The organism is Veillonella parvula (assembly GCF_001553335.1).
In the GTDB taxonomy this organism is placed as follows: Bacteria; Bacillota; Negativicutes; order Veillonellales; family Veillonellaceae; genus Veillonella; species Veillonella parvula_S.
In genome coordinates this window covers 26,400-45,532 of record NZ_KQ960775.1, presented here as the reverse complement: position 1 = coordinate 45,532, position 19,133 = coordinate 26,400, and the positions used below count along the sequence as shown (strand labels likewise).

General features: G+C 37.7%; 17 protein-coding genes and 1 other annotated feature. All 17 genes read left to right on the top strand.

Annotation, left to right across the window (positions count from 1 at the left end; translation table 11 throughout):
- The first annotated feature begins 7 nt into the window (after positions 1-7).
- The 17 genes from HMPREF1865_RS00700 to HMPREF1865_RS00620 all read left to right on the top strand — a co-directional run bounded on the left by HMPREF1865_RS00700 (position 8) and on the right by HMPREF1865_RS00620 (position 19,131).
- Positions 8-1,069 carry a protein arginine kinase gene (locus tag HMPREF1865_RS00700; RefSeq protein ID WP_060918863.1) on the top strand — a complete coding sequence of 354 codons (1,062 nt, stop codon included), beginning with the start codon at positions 8-10 and terminating at the stop codon, positions 1,067-1,069.
- A 234-nt stretch (positions 1,070-1,303) separates the two neighbouring features.
- On the top strand, positions 1,304-3,751 hold the full coding sequence (locus HMPREF1865_RS00695; RefSeq protein ID WP_060918862.1) for an ATP-dependent Clp protease ATP-binding subunit: 2,448 nt from the start codon (positions 1,304-1,306) through the stop codon (positions 3,749-3,751).
- A gap of 163 nt (positions 3,752-3,914) precedes the next feature.
- Entirely contained in the window at positions 3,915-5,288 is a 1,374-nt protein-coding gene (gene radA, locus HMPREF1865_RS00690) for a DNA repair protein RadA (protein ID WP_060918861.1), read from the top strand.
- Between the two features lie 15 nt (positions 5,289-5,303).
- Positions 5,304-6,455, top strand: a complete 1,152-nt coding sequence (locus HMPREF1865_RS00685; protein ID WP_060918860.1) for a PIN/TRAM domain-containing protein — start codon at positions 5,304-5,306, stop codon at positions 6,453-6,455.
- Positions 6,439-7,614 carry a 2-C-methyl-D-erythritol 4-phosphate cytidylyltransferase gene (gene ispD / locus HMPREF1865_RS00680; protein ID WP_060918859.1) on the top strand — a complete coding sequence of 392 codons (1,176 nt, stop codon included), beginning with the start codon at positions 6,439-6,441 and terminating at the stop codon, positions 7,612-7,614. The genes HMPREF1865_RS00685 and ispD overlap by 17 nt, the downstream gene beginning before the upstream one ends.
- Positions 7,615-7,616: 2 nt before the next feature.
- Entirely contained in the window at positions 7,617-9,086 is a 1,470-nt protein-coding gene (gene gltX, locus HMPREF1865_RS00675) for a glutamate--tRNA ligase (RefSeq protein ID WP_060918858.1), read from the top strand.
- A 136-nt stretch (positions 9,087-9,222) separates the two neighbouring features.
- Positions 9,223-10,176 carry a bile acid:sodium symporter family protein gene (locus HMPREF1865_RS00670; protein ID WP_230949586.1) on the top strand — a complete coding sequence of 318 codons (954 nt, stop codon included), beginning with the start codon at positions 9,223-9,225 and terminating at the stop codon, positions 10,174-10,176.
- Positions 10,177-10,416: 240 nt separating this feature from the next.
- Positions 10,417-10,623, top strand: a binding site (T-box leader).
- 49 nt (positions 10,624-10,672) lie between these two features.
- The gene (cysS, locus tag HMPREF1865_RS00665) at positions 10,673-12,121 is read left to right on the top strand and encodes a cysteine--tRNA ligase (RefSeq protein ID WP_004696001.1); all 1,449 of its coding nucleotides are present in this window, start codon (positions 10,673-10,675) and stop codon (positions 12,119-12,121) included.
- On the top strand, positions 12,111-12,587 hold the full coding sequence (locus HMPREF1865_RS00660) for a Mini-ribonuclease 3 (RefSeq protein ID WP_060918857.1): 477 nt from the start codon (positions 12,111-12,113) through the stop codon (positions 12,585-12,587). The genes cysS and HMPREF1865_RS00660 overlap by 11 nt, the downstream gene beginning before the upstream one ends.
- Position 12,588: 1 nt before the next feature.
- Complete coding sequence (gene rlmB, locus HMPREF1865_RS00655) at positions 12,589-13,320, top strand: 23S rRNA (guanosine(2251)-2'-O)-methyltransferase RlmB (RefSeq protein WP_060918856.1); 732 nt, start codon at positions 12,589-12,591, stop codon at positions 13,318-13,320.
- Between the two features lie 2 nt (positions 13,321-13,322).
- A complete protein-coding gene (locus HMPREF1865_RS00650) occupies positions 13,323-13,856 on the top strand; it encodes an NYN domain-containing protein (protein ID WP_004695995.1) in 534 nt (177 codons plus the stop codon).
- A 73-nt stretch (positions 13,857-13,929) separates the two neighbouring features.
- On the top strand, positions 13,930-14,604 hold the full coding sequence (sigH, locus tag HMPREF1865_RS00645; protein ID WP_004695993.1) for an RNA polymerase sporulation sigma factor SigH: 675 nt from the start codon (positions 13,930-13,932) through the stop codon (positions 14,602-14,604).
- A 5-nt stretch (positions 14,605-14,609) separates the two neighbouring features.
- Positions 14,610-14,846 carry a preprotein translocase subunit SecG gene (secG, locus tag HMPREF1865_RS00640; protein ID WP_004695991.1) on the top strand — a complete coding sequence of 79 codons (237 nt, stop codon included), beginning with the start codon at positions 14,610-14,612 and terminating at the stop codon, positions 14,844-14,846.
- Between the two features lie 58 nt (positions 14,847-14,904).
- Positions 14,905-17,268, top strand: coding sequence for a ribonuclease R (gene rnr, locus HMPREF1865_RS00635; RefSeq protein ID WP_060918855.1), 2,364 nt, complete (start codon positions 14,905-14,907; stop codon positions 17,266-17,268).
- Positions 17,269-17,276: 8 nt separating this feature from the next.
- Positions 17,277-17,747, top strand: coding sequence for an SsrA-binding protein SmpB (smpB, locus tag HMPREF1865_RS00630; protein WP_004695987.1), 471 nt, complete (start codon positions 17,277-17,279; stop codon positions 17,745-17,747).
- A gap of 155 nt (positions 17,748-17,902) precedes the next feature.
- Positions 17,903-18,403, top strand: coding sequence for a hypothetical protein (locus tag HMPREF1865_RS00625; RefSeq protein ID WP_060918854.1), 501 nt, complete (start codon positions 17,903-17,905; stop codon positions 18,401-18,403).
- A complete protein-coding gene (locus HMPREF1865_RS00620) occupies positions 18,403-19,131 on the top strand; it encodes a 6-carboxyhexanoate--CoA ligase (RefSeq protein ID WP_060918853.1) in 729 nt (242 codons plus the stop codon). Before HMPREF1865_RS00625 ends, HMPREF1865_RS00620 begins: the two co-directional genes overlap by 1 nt.
- The last annotated feature ends 2 nt before the right edge of the window (positions 19,132-19,133 follow it).

Genomic DNA, 19,133 nt, shown 5'->3' with positions numbered 1-19,133 from the left:
GGTTCTTATGTTAGATACTATATTGGACTCTCCGCTAAGTCAGTGGCTGTGTCAGGATACAGAGGCGACAGACCACATTGTAATTTCAAGCCGTATACGATTGGCGAGAAATTTTGATGATATATTATTTACGAATCGTGAAGATACAGTTTCCTTAGAAAAAGTGAATATAATCTCTCGAGGCCTATTGCCAATATTAAAAAAGGCTGATGAGCACCAATATACAAATATTAGCCTTGAGCAATTAAGTCAACGTGAGCGTGCTGTCTTAGTTGAAAAGCATTTAATGAGTCCTGCTTTAGAGGAACAATTACCGTATCGTAATTTGATCGTATCTGATGATGCTTCTATCGCAATTATGGTAAATGAAGAAGATCATTTACGTATTCAATCTATGGCTCCAGGACTTAAATTGCAACAAGCTTATAATCATGCGGTTCAAATTGATAAAGCTATTGAAGCAAAATACCCTTATGCCTTTGATGAGCGATTTGGTTATTTAACTGTTTGCCCCACTAATGTGGGTACAGGTTTACGAGCCTCTGTTATGTTACATTTACCCGCATTGACGTTATCTGGTCGTATTACGAGACTCATTCGTAACATAATACAATTAGGTTACTCTGTACGAGGGTTGTATGGGGAAGGTTCCGAAGCTTTAGGTTGTATTTACCAGATTTCTAATCAACGAACGATGGGTATTAGTGAAGAAGCAACTATTGAGCAATTGATTAAAATCGTAGAAGGAATTATTGCAGAAGAACGAAAGTCTCGGCAATCTTTATTACACAACGATAAAGAAGGTTTGGAAGATATACTTTGGCGATCCTATGGAATTTTACAATATGCACGACGTGTAAGCGGTAAAGAGGCACTTAGTAAGCTTAGTGACATTCAATTAGGTGTAGATTTAGAAATATTACCATTCTGGGGTAAAGATACTTTTAATGAGCTTGTTGCTATAACTAGACCAAACTTCCTCTCTAAATACTTAGGTAGTGAAAATTTGACAGATACCGATCGCGACAGCTATCGTGCAAAGGTGATACGTCAAAAACTTTCAAATTAATATAAGTACATAAATAATTAATGCATGATTATTTATTTTGTATAGATTGATTTATATAATTTTCTTAGTTTACTGTTAAGAGATTTGTAAAAAATAGTAAATATTAATACTAGATAGCATAATAGATTAATAGAGTTTAATATTATTTTTGATATTCCAATGGTTATTTCACCATTGTTTATATATATTTGAAAAGAAATAATTACAATTTACATAGATAGATGAGGTGATATTATGATGCAACGGTTTACAGACGATGCACAGCGTGTTCTTTCGTTAGCTCAAGAGGCTGCTTTGGAGTTAGGACATGACTATGTCGGTACTGAACACGTACTCATCGGCCTTACAGAGGTTAAAAATGGTGTAGCAGCTAAAGCTTTAGAAGAGCTTGGCCTTGTTACAGAAGATATTTTTGAAGCTGTAGAAGAACATGTAGGACGTGGTAATAAAAAAGCAACGTCAATATATATGACACCTCGCGTCAAACATGTGCTTGAGCTTGCCATTCAAGTAGCAAATCAAATGAATCACAATTACGTTGGTACTGAGCATATTCTATTGGGCCTACTTAGCGATGGTAGCGGTGTTGCAGTTGCTATTTTACGAGCTATGAATATACGTAGTAATGATGTAGTAGAAGCAATTCGTAGTATTCTTGGCTCAAATAAAGGTAGCAACAATGGTGGTCAAGAGGGAATGAATAGCAATAATGATTTAGGTGAGCTGTCAGATTTTGCAACTGATCTTAATGAGTCTGCTAAACAAGGTAAGATTGATCCTGTTATTGGCCGCGATACGGAGATTCAACGAGTCATTCAAATTCTCAGCCGTAGAACTAAAAATAATCCTGTTCTTATTGGTGAACCAGGTGTAGGTAAAACCGCTATTGCCGAAGGCTTGGCACAGCGTATTGTGACTGGTAATGTACCGGAGATTTTACGTAATAAACGCATTATTTCTCTTAGTATTGGATCTATGTTAGCGGGTGCCAAGTACCGTGGTGAATTTGAAGAACGGTTGAAAAAAGCCATTGATGAAGTACAACAACATGATGATATGATTATCTTTATAGATGAAATTCATACATTGGTTGGGGCAGGTGCTACTGAAGGCGCTATGGATGCAGCTAATATCTTAAAGCCTGCTTTGGCACGAGGTGAATTCCAAGTTATCGGTGCCACAACACTTGATGAATATAAGAAACATATAGAAAAAGATGCTGCTTTAGAGCGTCGTTTTCAACCTGTTCAAGTAGGAGAGCCTAACGAAGAGGATGCTCTTGAAATTTTAAAGGGATTAAGAGATCGGTATGAAGCTTTCCATAAGGCTAAGATTACAGATGAGGCATTAACAGCAGCTGTATCTTTATCTAGCCGATATATTACAGATCGATTCTTGCCTGATAAGGCTATCGATGTAGTCGATGAAGCTGCATCTAAGGTTCGTATGAAAGTATTTTCTGCAGCACCTGATGTTAAAGCATTAGAGGATCGCCTTAATACAGTTAAGAAAGAAAAAGAAGCTGCTGTTACGTCTCAAGATTTCGAAAAGGCTGCAGAGCTTCGCGATGAAGAACAATCACTATTAAAAGAAATTGGTGATAAAAAATCTATCGCTAAAGAAAAAAGCGATCAAAAATTAATAGTAACAGAGGAAGACATAGCTGCTGTAGTAGCGCAATGGACAGGCATTCCAGTGGCTAAAATTGCAGAAGAAGAGTCTGCAACCTTACTACATTTGGAAGAAGAACTTCATAAACGCGTAGTAGGTCAAGATGAGGCTGTTACTGCTGTAGCTAAAGCTGTACGCCGTGCAAGGGCTGGATTAAAAGACCCAAAACGGCCTATTGGTTCATTCTTGTTCCTTGGGCCAACTGGTGTAGGGAAAACTGAGCTAGCAAGAGCGCTTGCATCCTCCTTGTTCGGCGATGAATCTGCTATGATTCGACTTGATATGTCTGAATATATGGAAAAACATACTGTGTCTCGCTTAGTCGGTGCCCCTCCAGGTTATGTAGGTTATGAAGAAGGTGGCCAATTAACAGATGCGGTACGTCGTAAACCATATAGCGTTATTCTCCTCGATGAAGTAGAGAAAGCACATGCAGATTTCTTTAATATCTTGTTACAAGTTCTTGATGATGGTCGTCTTACTGATAGCCAAGGTAGAACTGTTGATTTCAGAAATACAGTTATTATCATGACAAGTAACTTAGGTGCTAAAGCTTTACATAAGAACTCGCCAGAACTTGGTTTCTTAGCAGCTAAAAAGTCTGATTCTAATGTAGATGAAAATAAAGGAATTGATTTTAAAGAGGCTAAGAAATCGGTAATGGATGCGGTGAAACGTCATTTTAGACCTGAGTTTTTAAACCGTATCGATGAAATGATTGTATTCCATCCATTAACAGAAGAGGACTTAAAAGAAATTGTAACTATATTGATGAGTGATGTTACAAAACGCCTTAAAGAGCGTGATTTACAATTAGAAATCGCTCCTGAGGCTATGCAATTACTTGTTAAGGAAGGCTCTGATTTCACAATGGGGGCTCGACCATTAAAACGTGCTATTCAACGTTTAATTGAGGACCCAGTGTCCGATCTTATTTTGAAAGGAGATGCAAAAGAAGGCAAAATTATTAAAGCAGATGCAAAGGATAACGATCTTGTTGTATCAATATGATAAAAATACAAATTATACAGTTGATGACTACCTTTCATATAAAAAATATAAGTTAAATGGTATACTATAGAATGATGATAGTTAACCATGTAGTAAAATTATGCATAAAAGGTCATGAATGGTTATCATTCATGACCTTTCTTTTTAAATGTATTGAGGTGTTATGGCAAAAGCAAAATCTGTATTCTTTTGTCAAAATTGTGGGGCTGAATCCTCTAAGTGGATGGGCCGTTGTCCACAATGTGGAGAATGGAATACATTAGTTGAAGAAATCATTAAAGAAACTAAACATAGTCGAACACCTTCTCGAGGTGTTGGAAATCAAATGGCGAAGCCTACCGCCTTGCCAGATATCGAAATTTCTTCTATTGCACGCGTATCTACAACCTTTGGTGAAATTGACCGTGTATTAGGTGGGGGCATAGTGCCTGGTGCTCTAATGCTTTTAGGTGGTGATCCTGGTATTGGTAAATCTACTCTGTTACTACAAGTATCCCAGAAGGTAGCCGATACAGTAGGAGCAGTTCTTTATGCATCTGGTGAAGAGTCTCAGTTACAACTTAAACTTCGAGCAGAACGACTGCATATTAATAGTGAACGGTTACAAGTTATTGCAGATACTGATTTAGATCATATATTGGAGCAAGCTGAAGCAATGACTCCTTCCTTACTAGTCATTGATTCTATACAAACTATGTATACTGGAGATATAGATGCTGCGCCAGGCAGTGTTAGTCAAGTTCGTGAATGCACATCTCGCCTACTTCGCTTCTGTAAAGAACGAAATATACCTACTGTAATCATTGGTCATGTAACAAAGGAAGGCAATATTGCAGGGCCTCGTATGTTAGAGCATATGGTAGATGTAGTGCTTTACTTTGAAGGGGAGCGTTCTTATCAATTCCGTATATTACGGTCCATTAAAAACCGTTTTGGTTCTACATCAGAAACAGGCATTTTTACCATGGTAGAGGAAGGGTTACAGGAATTGTCCAATCCGTCTGCTTCGCTTTTAGCCGAGCGTTCCGATGAAGAAAGTGGCAGTGCTGTTATGATTTACCTCGAAGGGGTTCGGCCCATCTTAGTAGAGGTACAAAGCTTGGTTGTTACTACGGCCTTTGGTATGCCTAGACGTACGGCGATTGGTTATGATCTTAACCGATTAATTGTATTATTAGCAGTCTTAGAAAAACGCTGTAGCTTTACATTAGGTAATAAAGACGTGTATGTAAATGTCATCGGTGGTCTCAAGGTAAATGAACCTGCTTGTGATTTATCTATGGCGGTTGCCATTGTGTCAAATCTGAAAAATCGAATCGTTCCAACAGATATGGTAATTTTAGGTGAAGTAGGCTTAACTGGTAATGTTCGCAGTATTCCTCGCATTGAACAGCGTATAAATGAAGCCAAGAAATTAGGTTTTAAAAAGTTTATTATTCCTGAAGGCAACTATAAACAAATCAAGGATAATGATAGTTCTATCAAAATTAAAGGTGTCAAATCTATACAAGAGGCAATGCAACTTGTATTTTCATAATTAGGAGGTGATTTCATGATTTATCGGATTTTACGCTATGTAATAGCCATTTTAGTAGGTACAGCCGCCTACGTGGGAATGGATAGCTTAGCACCTATTATTGACCCATATTTGGTTTCTCAATTTGAATCTTTTGGGGACATGTCGTTAACAATTGCACGTATTGCAGTATTAATCGTAGGTACTCTATTAGGCCTTGTTATTGGTTATCTGATTTCATCATTTATTCTGAAACAAGGTTTAGTAATTGCTAAAAGATTAGAGCGTATTCTTACTCATATTCCAAATCAAGAATTGATTGCAGGCACCATCGGTTTATTATTTGGCCTTATTATTGCAAATCTAATTGGCGTTGCATTCAATCAAGTACCTATTATAGGACCTTATATTCCTATAATTTTGAGTGCTATTTTTGGATATAGTGGACTTAAAATCATGGCTCGTAAAGGCCCCGAAATGTACAATAATTACTTACAACAATGGGGAGGAGATAGCACTAAAAAAACAAGTCGTTTTAAAATGTTTTCAACTCATAAATTAGATAAATCCTCTAGTACGCCAAAATTACTAGATACTTCAGTTATCATTGACGGTCGTATCAAAGAACTATGTGCTACGGGCTTTATTGAAGGCCCTCTTATGGTGCCACTATTTGTATTAAATGAGTTACAGGTAATTTCTGACTCTGCGGATGCTACGAAACGCAACCGTGGCCGACGTGGCCTTGATATTTTGAAGGATATGCAAGATGCCAATAAGGTAGCTATAGAAGTTGTTGAAGATGATTATGATGATCTTGTAGAGGTTGATTCAAAACTTATGCGACTTGCTTTAGATAAGCAGTGGAAATTGATGACTAATGACTTTAACTTGAATAAGGTGGCTCGTGTACAGGGTATTGAAGTGCTTAACCTCAATGAATTGGCAAATGTATTAAAACCTGCTCTAATCGCTGGAGAATGGATTCGCGTTCAAATCATGAAAGAAGGTAAGGAAGTACATCAAGGTGTGGCTTATCTCGACGATGGCACGATGATTGTCGTAGAGGATGGTAAACCTTATGTTGGTCAAAATGTAGAGGTTATGGTTACATCCATATTACAAACGAGTGCAGGACGGATGATTTTTGCTCGTGTAGATGGAGGACAAAATGGGCAAGGCAATTAGTTGTATCGTTCTCGCTGCAGGTGCTGGTCGCCGTATGGGATACAAAGAAAATAAGATATTTATTCCTTTAGGGGGACATTCTATTATTCAACGTACCATACAAAATGTAGAAAAGATTGAATGTTTAAAAGAAATTATTCTTGTTGTAGCTGAAGGCGAACAAGAATATATGTCTAACCATATTCAAGGGTTGGATTTGCATATTCCTGTAAAGATAGTGCTTGGTGGAAGAGAACGTCAAGATTCTGTGGGATATGGGCTCAAAGCTGTATCAGAAGATAGTAATATTGTGCTAGTTCATGATGGAGCGCGTCCATTAGCATCAACGAAACTATTTGATTCTGTTGTTAGAGCCACAATAGAATATGGAGCTGCTACTGTAGGTGTCCCTGCTACAGATACGATTAAACGGGTTGATACAGAGCATACCGTAATAGAAACTTTGAAACGTAGTGAGTTATATCAAATTCAAACACCACAAGGCTTTCAAAAAGATCTATTTAAAGAGGCCCATCAAAAGGCTTATGACGAAAAATATTTAGGCACTGATGATGTGTCCCTCGTCGAGTATTTAGGTAAGCCTGTACATATAGTAAGTGGAGACTATTGTAATATTAAGGTGACCACACCTAATGATATTGCAGTAGCAAAACGATATTTAGGAATTGAGGATAAGCGTATGCGCGTTGGATTTGGTTATGATATTCATCAATTAAAAGCAGGGCGTCCTTGTATCTTAGGTGGTGTTCATATCGAATCTGACCTTGGCCCTGATGGACACTCCGATGCGGATGTTCTCATTCATGCCTTGATGGATGCCATGTTGGGAGCTGCAGGTTTACGGGATATTGGATACTATTTTCCACCTGAAGATGACCAGTATAAAGGGATTTCTAGCATGCTTTTACTAGAAAAAGTAAATTTCTTATTGAAAGAACGTGGGTTACAAGCCTATAATATTGATATTATGGTTATTTCTGAGACACCTAAATTAAAACCTCACATCGATATGATGAAGGCTAATTTACAGTCTATATTAGAGATACCATTAGATCGCATTAGTATTAAAGCGACAACAAATGAAATGCTAGGGGCTATTGGGCGCCGTGAAGGCATTGCTGCACAAGCTGTCGTTTCTGTATATGAAGGAGAGATTTAATCATGAGTTCCTTGAAAGTTCGTTTTGCTCCAAGTCCTACGGGTCCATTCCATATTGGTGGTGCTCGTTCTGCTTTATTTAACTGGTTATTAGCACGTAAGGAAAAAGGCACATTTGTATTGCGTATTGAAGATACAGATTTGACTCGTTCTACACGTGAAAGTGAAGAAAATATCAAAGCTTCCTTACAATGGCTTGGCATGAACTGGGATGAAGGCATTGATGTAGGTGGTAATAATGGTCCTTACCGTCAAACAGAACGTCTAGATTTATATAAAGAAGTAACACAACGCCTATTGGATGAAGGCAAAGCTTATGAGTGCTATTGTACACCTGAAGAGTTAGATGCGGTACGTCAAGATCAAATGGATCGTGGGGAAACACCCAAATACAATGGTCATTGTGAACACTTAGATGAAGAGACAAAGGCTAAATACATTGCTGAAGGTCGTAAACCTACAATTCGTTTGCGTGTACCGTTGAATAAAACATATGCTTTTGATGATATGGTACGTGGGCATGTATCTTTTGAATCTAATGGCGTCGGTGATTTTGTAATTGTAAAATCTGATGGCATTCCTGTATATAACTTTGCCGTAGTAATGGACGATCATATGATGGGGATTACTCACGTTATTCGTGCAGAGGAACATTTATCTAATACACCTCGTCAAATGGCTATCTATGAAGCTCTTGGCTGGGAAGTTCCTAAGTTTGGTCATATTTCTTTGATCCTTGGTAAAGACTACAAGAAGATGTCTAAACGTCATGGCGCTACCTCTGTTGAACAATACAAACAATTAGGTTATTTGCCAGAAGCACTTGTAAACTTCTTGGCACTTCTTGGTTGGGCTCCTGAAGGTGAAGAAGAATTCTTCACACAAGATGAATTAATTCAGGAATTCTCTATGGATCGGGTAGCGAAAAATCCTGCTGTGTTTGATATTGATAAGTTGAACCATATAAATTTCCACTACATGAAGAATTTGAGTGATGAGGAGTTATTCCATCTTTGTTTACCGCATTTGAAAGAGGTTGGTTTAGCTCCAGATAGCTTGAATCAAGCTGATATTGATTGGTTGACATTATTATGCTCTACATTCCGTGATCATATTAGCTATGGTGCTCAAATTAAAGATCATGTAGGCTTGTTTATGGGCGAAACAGTATTCCTTGAAGAGGGGCATGAAGAGGAGTTGCGTGCTGTATTGAATGAAGAAACAGCTCCAACAGTTCTCGGCGCTTTCCGGAATGCATTGGCTGAACTTGATGAAATTACACCTGAAGTTGTAAAAGCAACAATCAAGGCCGTAATGAAAGAAACCTCTTTAAAAGGTAAATTCGTATTTATGCCAATCCGTGTAGCTTTAACAGGTCAAATGCATGGTCCGGATTTGAATAATATTGTTACATTACTTGGTAAAGAAAAGTGCTTACATCGTTTAGATAATGTAGGTGCATTAACAAAATAAATTTGATCAATTAATCAAAGGAGTTCACGTAACAAGTGTTATGTGAACTCCTTTTGTATGTGTTGTTAATATTCTATAGAAATGCTATAATAATCGGCGTATTAAATTTTGATTTATTATGAAAGCGAGTGTTTTTATGAGTGTTATTCGTTCTATTAATCACTTATTCAATAGTTATCTATCCTGGATAGTACTATTGATGGCTGTTTTAGCATATATGCTACCTGCAGTATTTTCTTGGATGACTCCATATATTGCTTACATGCTACAGTTTGTTATGTTTGCGATGGGGTTAACATTAACGGCTCAAGTCTTTATTGATGTATTTAAGCAACCAATGAAGGTTATTCTCGTATCCGTAATCCAATTCTTATGGATGCCATTGGCAGGTTTCTTAGTAGCCTTAGCATTTAATTTTCCTCCAGAAGTTGGGATTGGTTTTATCTTGTTGGGTGCATGTCCTGGTGGTACTGCTTCTAATGTAATGACCTTCCTTGCAAATGGTAATGTTCCCTTATCCGTATCAGCAACAACTGTATCCACATTATTGGCACCTATTTTAACGCCTTTATTTGTCGTATTATATGCAGGTGCAACATCTTCTATTGAAATTCAATTTATGCCAATGTTTATATCCATTGTAAAAATCGTGTTAGTACCAATTATTTTGGGGATTGTATTGAATTACTTTATTGGCGCAAAAATTGAACCTGTAAAATCTGTATGTCCAACCATTGCAGCTATCGCGGTATTGCTTATCTTGGCAGCTGTAACTGCAGTTAACCAAAAGCAAATTGCCGAAACTGGTTTTATTATTTTTGTAGCGTGTTTAGTACAAAATTTGAGTGGTTATGTTGTGACATACTTTATATGTAAAGCTCTTAGTATTGATGTGTCTTCTCGTCGTGCTATGCAAATCGAAGTGGCTATGCAAAATTCTGCATTATCCGTATCTTTAGCACTAAAACACTTTACACCACAAGCTGCGGTAGCAGGTGCAGTATTCTCCATCATTCATAACTTTACAGGATCTATCTTTGCAGGTATTTGCCGTAAACATGATGATCAAGATAAATTAGAAAATGCTTAATATTAATTGATTTGATGTAATGACATTATTATTACTTGTGTACTATAAAAGCTATTGTTATGAATGATAATATTAATTTAATATTCTGATTATATATCCTCATCTTTCTAATTAAGCTATTTAAAATACCTATGTATGATATGTGAATAGCTGCCTATGAAAGATGGGGATCTTTCTTGTAAATATTGACATTCTATAGCTTTATTGGTAAAATATTTTTATATATAAATATAGATTATTTTAATAGCTGAGACTGAAAGAAGTACTCTACAACTAACTTTTTAGCGAGAACCGATGGTGGGAGGGTTCATGGATAGGTAGATGAAATGCATTCACGAGCTGACACTCCGATTATAGGTAGGTTTGTCCGGCGACGCACCGTTATGCGATGAGTGGGTATCGCTATTGGTACCTAACAGAGTGGAACCGCGGACCATCGTCTCTGTATGAGATGAGAGGTCTTTTTTATTTTACAAAATTGGAGGCATCGGTAACGATGAGAGAAATTACTGTTTATAATACTATGACGCGCCAAAAAGAGGTTTTTAATCCTGTAACACCAGGTGAGGCAAAAATGTACGTATGTGGTGTCACACCATACAATCATCCTCATATTGGCAATGCTCGTCCTTTCGTGACTTGGGACGTAATTCGTCGCTATATGAAACATGTAGGCTATAAAGTAACATATGTACAAAACTTTACTGATGTGGATGATAAAATCATCAACACTTCTAATGGTGAAGGTGTCTCTTGGGATACCATTGCAAACCGTTATATCGATAGTTATTTTGAAGTAATGGATGCGTTAGGTGTACAACGTGCAGACATTTATCCACGTGTATCTACACATATTGATGATATCATTGCTATGATTCAAACATTGATTGACAAGGGCTACGCCTATGAACTCGATGGCGATGTATATTATAGTGTGGAGAAATTTGAACATTACGGTGAGTTATCTGGTCGTACATTAGACGATATGGAAGCAGGCGCACGTATTGAAGTAGATGGTCGTAAGAAGAATCCTATGGACTTTGCTTTGTGGAAAGCAGCAAAACCTGGTGAACCTTATTGGGAAAGCCCATGGGGGAATGGTCGGCCAGGGTGGCACATTGAATGTTCTGCTATGAGCCAAAAATATTTAGGCACAGAATTTGACTTCCACGGTGGTGGTAGCGATTTGATTTTCCCTCATCATGAAAATGAAATTGCTCAATCAGAAGGTTGCTCTGGTCAACATCCAGCAGTGCGCTACTGGTTGCACAATGGTTTTATCACTATTAATTCTGAAAAAATGTCTAAGTCCTTGAATAATTTCTTCTTGGTAAAAGATATTTTAGAACAATATAGTCCTGATGCATTGCGTTACTTCTTATTGAGCACGCATTACCGTAGCCCATTAGATTTCTCTGATGAGCGTCTAGAAGAAGCTAATAAATCTTTGGAACGGTTAAGCACAGCTATTGAAAACCTTCTTTACCTTGAAAAATGTGAGCCAGGCTCATGTGATGAAGCTCAACGCTTATTAGAAAAAGCGAAAGCATACGAAGAAGAGTTTGAGGATGCTATGAGTGATGATTTCAACACTGCTCTAGCAACTTCTAGTATGTTCGGTCTTGCAAAAGAAATTAATATCTACTATCAAGCTGTAACAAGTAGAGAAGGCGTTGTTTGTCAAGAGGCAATTGCTGAAGTGAAACGAATCTTCAAATTTATGACAGATGTTATTGGTGTTCTTGAAAAAGCTTGGGAAGGCAATACGGGTGCTAATGCTGCTGAATATGAAGAATTAATGCAAGTTATTCTTTCTGTACGTCAAGCTTGTCGCGAGCAAAAACAATGGGCATTAGCTGATTGTATCCGCGATCGATTAGCTGAGATTGGTATTACCATTGAGGACTCTCCTCAAGGTGCACGGTGGAAAAAACGTGAAGTTTAAACAATTTCAATTCTTAAAGAATGAAGCGATAAAGAAACTAACGGCTCTTGAAGAAGAGCCGCTTCGTTTGCGCAAACGAACAATAGAGGAGTGCCTAAGTGCCGATGCAGTTATGCTAGCTTATATCGGTGATGCAGTATACTCCATGTATGTGCGCGAACGCGTAGTACAAATGAATATTACAAAAGTACAGATTTTACATACTATCGTTACTGAATTTATTTGTGCTAAATCACAGGCAAAAGTATTGCTAGAAATAGAAAATACTTTCACAGAAGATGAACAAGCTATTGCACGCCGTGCTAGAAATAGTAATGTAAACGTGCCTAAAAGTAGTACTGTTCAAGAATATCGCAGTAGTACGGCCTTTGAAGCAGTACTAGGATTTCTTTATGAAACGCGCCAAGAAGAGCGCTTACAGCATATCTTGGGGCAAGCCTTTTCTATAACTCTACGAGGTATGTAGTATGGATAATTATATTGTAGGTCGCAATGCGGTTAAAGAAGCCCTTAAAAGTGGCCGTTCTATTCAACGTATTCTGGTCAGTGAAGATAAGGTAAAAACAGGGTTAGCTGATATTGTAAATCTTGCTAAATCTCAAGGTATTGAAGTTAGACCAACACCAGTTAAACAGATGAATAAGTACGATTTAGAGGTACCACATCAAGGGGTTATAGCTCTTGTATCGGCCGTTCAATTTAAAGAATTGGGCGAGGTATTACAAGAAACGACACATGAGGTGCCGTTGCTCATTTTAACGGATGGTGTTGAAGATCCACATAATATGGGAGCTATCATTCGTACTGCTGAATGTGCGGGTGCTACGGCTGTACTCATTCCTAAACGACATAATGCGCCTATTAATGCTACTGTTACGAAGACATCTGCTGGAGCTATTGAGCAAATTCCACTTGTACAAATTGGCAATGTAGCGCAAACCATTAAACAACTTCAAAAACAGGGCTTTTGGGTAATGGGGGCTCATATGGAAGGTGATCGTACCTTGTATGAAGCTGATATGACAATCCCTACGGTTATAGTCATTGGTAATGAAGGTAAGGGGATTAGTCGCGTTGTAAAAGAAGCTTGTGATTTCCTTGTAACAATTCCTATGTATGGAAATTTGAATTCTTTGAATGCATCTGTTGCAGCTGCAGTTCTTATGTATGAGGCGGTACGTCAACGCCAGGCGAAATAATCATGCTAAAAGATATCTTAATTGTAGACGGCTATAATGTTATTTTTGCTTGGACTCATTTGAAAAAATTGGCTCATGAGTCTTTAGAGCATGCGAGAATGGAGCTTCGAGATAGATTGTTGAACTATGGTAAATTTAAGGGTTACGAAGTAATCCTTGTATTTGATGGTAAGTATACAAAATCTGGAGGTTCCATTGAATCCATTACAAGTGGATTTATCGAAGTGTATACTGAGGATGGAGAAACGGCGGATTCCTTTATTGAACGAGAGGTATTTTTACGTAAAGGTAAATATACTAATGTATATGTTGTGACCTCCGATGGAGCAGAGCAAAATCAAATTCTAGGCTCTGGCGGGTTGCGTATTCCTGCTCGTGAGTTGCAAAATATGATTCGTATAGCTAAGGAAGAAGAACGACTTCAATATGCTCATGAACATAGACGTGATCAATTTTCAGTGCGTCGTAATGAAGTGGGAGGTTTATTATCTCCTGAAGTTGCTGAAAAGCTTGAGAAATTGCGTCGAGGTCATTGATAGTTGAAAATCATATACCGTTCCAGTATAATAAATATATTGGTTTTTCTCGCTCAATTGTAAGGAGGAGCTTATGAAAATGATTCATACACGCAAGTCCGATTACAATTTCAAGGAAATGACCGATGAGCAAGTTGTGGTCATAGCTCAGGAAGAGCAAAATGAGTTTGCAATCGATTATATTGTTAATAAATATAAGAACTTTGTAAGAGCTAAGGCTCGCTCCTATTTTTTGGTAGGTGCCGACCGAGAGGATATCATCCAAGAAGGGATGATTGGACTCTATAAGGCGACGCGAGATTTTAAACATGATAAATTAGCGTCTTTTAGAGCTTTTGCAGAACTTTGTATAACTAGACAAATTATTACAGCTATTAAATCGGCTACAAGACAAAAACATGCGCCTTTGAACTCCTATATATCCTTAAATAAACCGGTGTATACAGAGGACTCTGAGCGTACATTGATTGAAATGCTATCTTCAACAAAGATTACAAATCCTGAAGACCTCATTATCAGTCAAGAGGAACTAGATGATATTGAGCACAATATTGGTCATATTTTAAGTGATCTCGAATGGGAAGTCTTGGAAGGATACCTTGATGGACGTTCCTATCAAGAAATGGCTGAGGTCACAGATCGTAGTGTTAAATCTATTGATAATGCGCTACAAAGGGTAAAACGTAAATTAGAGAAGTATTTAGAACATCGTGTATTGGGCTCGCATCGAGCATCACAGGAAGGATGACAGTCGTGACAAATTTCTTAATGATTGTAGAAGTAATCGTATCTATTTTATTAATTGTAGTAGTTGTTGCACAAAATAGCAAAAATGCAGGCATGGGCGGTGCTGTTTCTGGTGCGGCAGACTCTTCTTTTGGTGGTAAGCAACGCGGTTTAGATGCTTTCTTATCTAAATGTACGATTATATTGGGGATTATCTTTGCTGTGTTGAGCTTAGTGTTAGGGGCAATGATTAATCAATTCTAATGATGAAAGCCTGCTTTGCAGGCTTTTTCTTTTTTCATCCTAATAAGGGGGTGCAGACTTGAAGAAGAAGGTATTGGACTTTTATAAATCTATACAACCACATGCATACCATATTGAGGATGCAGCAATGGATAATCGTATTCGAGGTGGCAAAGATCTTGAAATGTTTATTCGATCTGCGAAAATGCTCGCCCGTGAAGGCGTATTAACTTCATCTCGACCAGATGTATACCGATATGAAGATCAACAGCATGAAGAATATGAAGGTATCTACAAAGGATATCGTAAATCTTATGGATTTGTTATTATGCTGGATGATGAAGATATTTATGTAGCAGAACAAAATAAAGGAACTGCTATGCATAATGATAAGGTACGTGTTCGTATTGTACCATCAGATTATACAAAGCATAAACGTGAAGGCATCATCGTTGATGTTATTGAGCGTGCTAATGAAACCATAGTTGGTACTTACGACAGACAACAACACTTCGGCTTTGTTGTACCAGATGATGAACGTATTGGAACAGATATTTTTGTAGATTTAAAAGATACTTTAGATGCTCGGAGTGGAGCTAAGGTACTAGTAAAAATTACAAAATGGCCTGAAGGCAATAAAAAACCTGAAGGAATTATAACAGAAGTTTTAGGTTATAAGGGGGATGTAGGCCTAGACATTAACTGTATTATGGCTAATCATAAGATTCCTTTTGCATTCCCTAAAGAGGTAATTGAGGCAAGTGAGAAGATAGATACTATTGTTCATGAAGATCCGAAGCGGTGGGATCTTAGAGACTTACAAATGGTAACTATCGATGGAGAAGATGCAAAAGATCTTGACGATGCTGTAAGTGGTCGTAAATTACCAAATGGTAATTATGAGCTAGGCGTACACATTGCGGATGTTAGTCATTATGTTACTTCAGGCCAGCCTATTGATAATGAAGCATACAAGCGGGGGACTTCAGTTTACTTAGTTGACCGCGTAGTACCAATGTTACCAGAGGCATTATCGAATGGTATTTGTAGTTTAAATGCCCATGAAGATCGCTATGCTATGACGTGTATGATGGAAATTGATGATTCAGGTACAGTTGTTAATTATCGTATTCGTCCGTCTATTATCCATGTAGGACGTCGTTGCAGCTATAAAGAAGTTTATAAAGCGTTAGAGGAAAATATTGTTCCTGACGATTTAGTAGATTTTATTCCTATGCTTCGTGACTTAGCAGAAATTTCTAAGATTTTAAATCGTATGCGTCGTCGTAGAGGGGCATTAGACTTTGATTTTCCGGAATATAAGGTATTACTTGATCTCGATGGTACACCGTTGCGTATCGTAAAACGCGATCGAACTATGGCAGAGCGGCTTATCGAAGAATGTATGCTCATTGCTAATGAGACGGTAGCTACGCATTTAAAGGATACTCAACGTACATCGGTATATCGTATTCATGAACATCCTAGTGAAGAAAAATTGGATTTATTCCAAAAGGTATTACATTATTTAGGTCAAACTCTTGTCCTTAGTGCTGATGGTGTAACACCACGAGATTTCCAAAAAATCCTTGATGTAGTGAAGGGACAAGATATTGAGCAAGTGGCTCAAATTATGACCTTACGTTCTATGCAGCAAGCGAAATATAGCATTGAAAACGTCGGCCATTTTGGGTTAGCATCCACTTGCTATACGCATTTTACATCTCCCATTAGACGTTATCCGGATTTGATGGTACATCGACTTTTAAAAGCGGATATGCACTGGAAGGGTGGATACTCTAAACGAGATGTAGATGAAGCTTTCTTAGCTGGTGCTGTGGAACATTCTTCCATACAAGAACAAGTGGCAACCGAGGCAGAACGAGAAACTACTGATCTAAAGAAGACTCAATACATGGTTCCATTTGTAGGCGAAGTTTTTGAAGGCACTATTGCGAGCATAACCTCCTTTGGCATGTTCGTAGAGTTAGAGAATGGTATCGACGGTCTCGTGCATATTAGCATGATGAACGACGATTATTATTTCTTTGACGAAGAACATTTTGTTCTTGTTGGTAAGCGGACAGGTAAAACCTATCACTTAGGTGAAAAGGTTACTGTTACACTTGTAAAAGCCGATGTAGAAAAGAAACAAATCGATTTTGTTCTTGGTGAAGTAGATAATCTGATGGCTATCCAAGAACAATTGAGTAGTGGCTCTGACTATGCTACTAGTCGTGATGGTTTTGGAAATTTAAAGGGGCGAAAGTCATCCCGAAAAAACGGTAGAAAAACTTCTAAACGAGATGATTCAAAAGCTGGGCGTTCTAGATATGATGCTTTCAGTAAAAAATCTAAAAAAGGTAAATCGAGTCGCAAGAAGTCAAATAAAGCTACAAAACGTAGTCAATCTAAAAAATCTAAAAGTAAACGTAAACGATAGAGGAGAATATGGCAAAGAAATCTAGCCCATCGCTTATTGCTGACAATCGTAAGGCGCGTCATGATTTTCATATTCATGAAACCTATGAAGCAGGTATTGCTTTAACAGGAACTGAAATAAAGTCTATTCGTCAAGGTAAGCTTAATCTTAAGGACAGCTTTTGTCGTATAGATAAAGGGGAAATTTTATTGTATGGTGTACATATCAGTCCGTATGAACAAGGTAATCGTTTTAACCATGAACCGGAGCGGACACGCAAGTTGTTGATGCATAAATCTGAAATCAATAAGTTACATGCTCAAGTTAAGGAAAAAGGATTTTCTTTAGTGCCGCTAAACTTTCATTTTAGTCACGGTTATGTAAAGGTTACTGTAGGTCTAGTAACTGGTAAGAAACTTTATGACAAGCGTCAAGATATGGCGGAACGTGATGCCAAGCGCGATATTGCTAAGCGAATCAAAGAACAACAAAAATATTAAGAGTCATAAGGAATCAAGTCGATATGGCTTGGTTCTTTTTTATATATTTGTTAACTATGTTATTTTTAGTGGTTGATAAAAATACAGTGAGAATTTATAATGTAAACAATAAGAGGTGTTTGTAGTTGACATTTTCTAAGTAAAGGAGATACATTATGAATCAGAACATTCGGTACATTACAGAGGTTGCTATTTTAACTGCCATGATTACTGTATTAGGGGCTATTAAAATACCTAATGTCATTCCAGGTATAGAGTTTCAATTATCAGCCCCGTTGGCGGTAGCGATATGTGCCGTATTCGGATTTAAAAAGTATATTATAAGTGGTTGTTTATCTAGTCTAATAGGCTTAGCATTAGGTACTCAAACTATTTTAAATGTTATGATTGCTATGCAATTCCGGCTCATTGTGGGACTAATTCTTTGGATATGCCATAATCACATAATAGGTATTATGGTTTCAGGTCCAATTGCATCTGCTTTAGCGCGGTTATCTTTGTCTTTATATGTTGGTAAGGCTGCATTACCTATGATAGCTCTCGCAGTTCCAGGTATGATCTTTACAGTAATTATGGCACCAGTATTTGTGAAAGTATTCCATAAAATTCACAACCAAGTACCTCAAAGTAATGTAGTTAAAGGTAAGGTATCATAATGGACGAATTATATAGTGTGCGTATGCGCGCGGCTCAAGGTGGTCCCCATGAAAACGGGGGCCACCATATTTCTGGCGCAGAACGCATTGTGACCTTAAATCAAGTTGGAGCTATCGCTCAGTCTTTAGCCGAACGAGCACTGCATCATAGTAAGGGGATAGCTGATTTTATCAATATTACAGTGGACTTGATTCCTTCAGAAACAATTACATATATAGAATGCTTAAAAGTAAATGAACATTTTGCTAATACTGTTGCTGAGGCGCATCAATTAGCTGTTGAACTTTTACAGGGCGCTGATATTAGTGAAACTGCTGTTAAACATGCTATTTATCTATTAGAAGGTTTAGATTCATCTATGCGAGGTGCTATGTTGGTTGACGCAATTTCTGGTGAGCGCATAGATTCTGGTAACCGTGGTGTTCGCGTGAGTCATATGGATTCATTTGATTCGGAAAAACTAGGGGAAAATGAACATATGAGAGAGGCCTTAGTATTGGCTTCTAAAGTGCAATCTACTGAGGGGATTGTAGGTGAATTATGTTGGTCTGATGATCCTGATTACACAGTAGGCTATGTGGCTTGCAATGATATTTACCATCGAATTCCTAGCTTGAAAGAATTTGGATCTAATCTAGGAGGGCGTGTATTTTTTGTTAAACCAAATACTGATGTGGACTGTGTAATCAAGTATTTGGAAAAAGCACCAGTACTTGTTCAGCGGTGATT

Bases quoted from the DNA above. Each gene is read 5' to 3' on its own strand.
- HMPREF1865_RS00700 (WP_060918863.1), top strand. From the start codon at position 8: ATGTTAGATACTATATTGGACTCTCCGCTAAGTCAGTGGCTGTGTCAG.
- HMPREF1865_RS00695 (WP_060918862.1), top strand. From the start codon at position 1,304: ATGATGCAACGGTTTACAGACGATGCACAGCGTGTTCTTTCGTTAGCT.
- radA (WP_060918861.1), top strand. From the start codon at position 3,915: ATGGCAAAAGCAAAATCTGTATTCTTTTGTCAAAATTGTGGGGCTGAA.
- HMPREF1865_RS00685 (WP_060918860.1), top strand. From the start codon at position 5,304: ATGATTTATCGGATTTTACGCTATGTAATAGCCATTTTAGTAGGTACA.
- ispD (WP_060918859.1), top strand. From the start codon at position 6,439: ATGGGCAAGGCAATTAGTTGTATCGTTCTCGCTGCAGGTGCTGGTCGC.
- gltX (WP_060918858.1), top strand. From the start codon at position 7,617: ATGAGTTCCTTGAAAGTTCGTTTTGCTCCAAGTCCTACGGGTCCATTC.
- HMPREF1865_RS00670 (WP_230949586.1), top strand. From the start codon at position 9,223: ATGAGTGTTATTCGTTCTATTAATCACTTATTCAATAGTTATCTATCC.
- cysS (WP_004696001.1), top strand. From the start codon at position 10,673: ATGAGAGAAATTACTGTTTATAATACTATGACGCGCCAAAAAGAGGTT.
- rlmB (WP_060918856.1), top strand. From the start codon at position 12,589: ATGGATAATTATATTGTAGGTCGCAATGCGGTTAAAGAAGCCCTTAAA.
- HMPREF1865_RS00650 (WP_004695995.1), top strand. From the start codon at position 13,323: ATGCTAAAAGATATCTTAATTGTAGACGGCTATAATGTTATTTTTGCT.
- sigH (WP_004695993.1), top strand. From the start codon at position 13,930: ATGAAAATGATTCATACACGCAAGTCCGATTACAATTTCAAGGAAATG.
- smpB (WP_004695987.1), top strand. From the start codon at position 17,277: ATGGCAAAGAAATCTAGCCCATCGCTTATTGCTGACAATCGTAAGGCG.
- HMPREF1865_RS00625 (WP_060918854.1), top strand. From the start codon at position 17,903: ATGAATCAGAACATTCGGTACATTACAGAGGTTGCTATTTTAACTGCC.
- HMPREF1865_RS00620 (WP_060918853.1), top strand. From the start codon at position 18,403: ATGGACGAATTATATAGTGTGCGTATGCGCGCGGCTCAAGGTGGTCCC.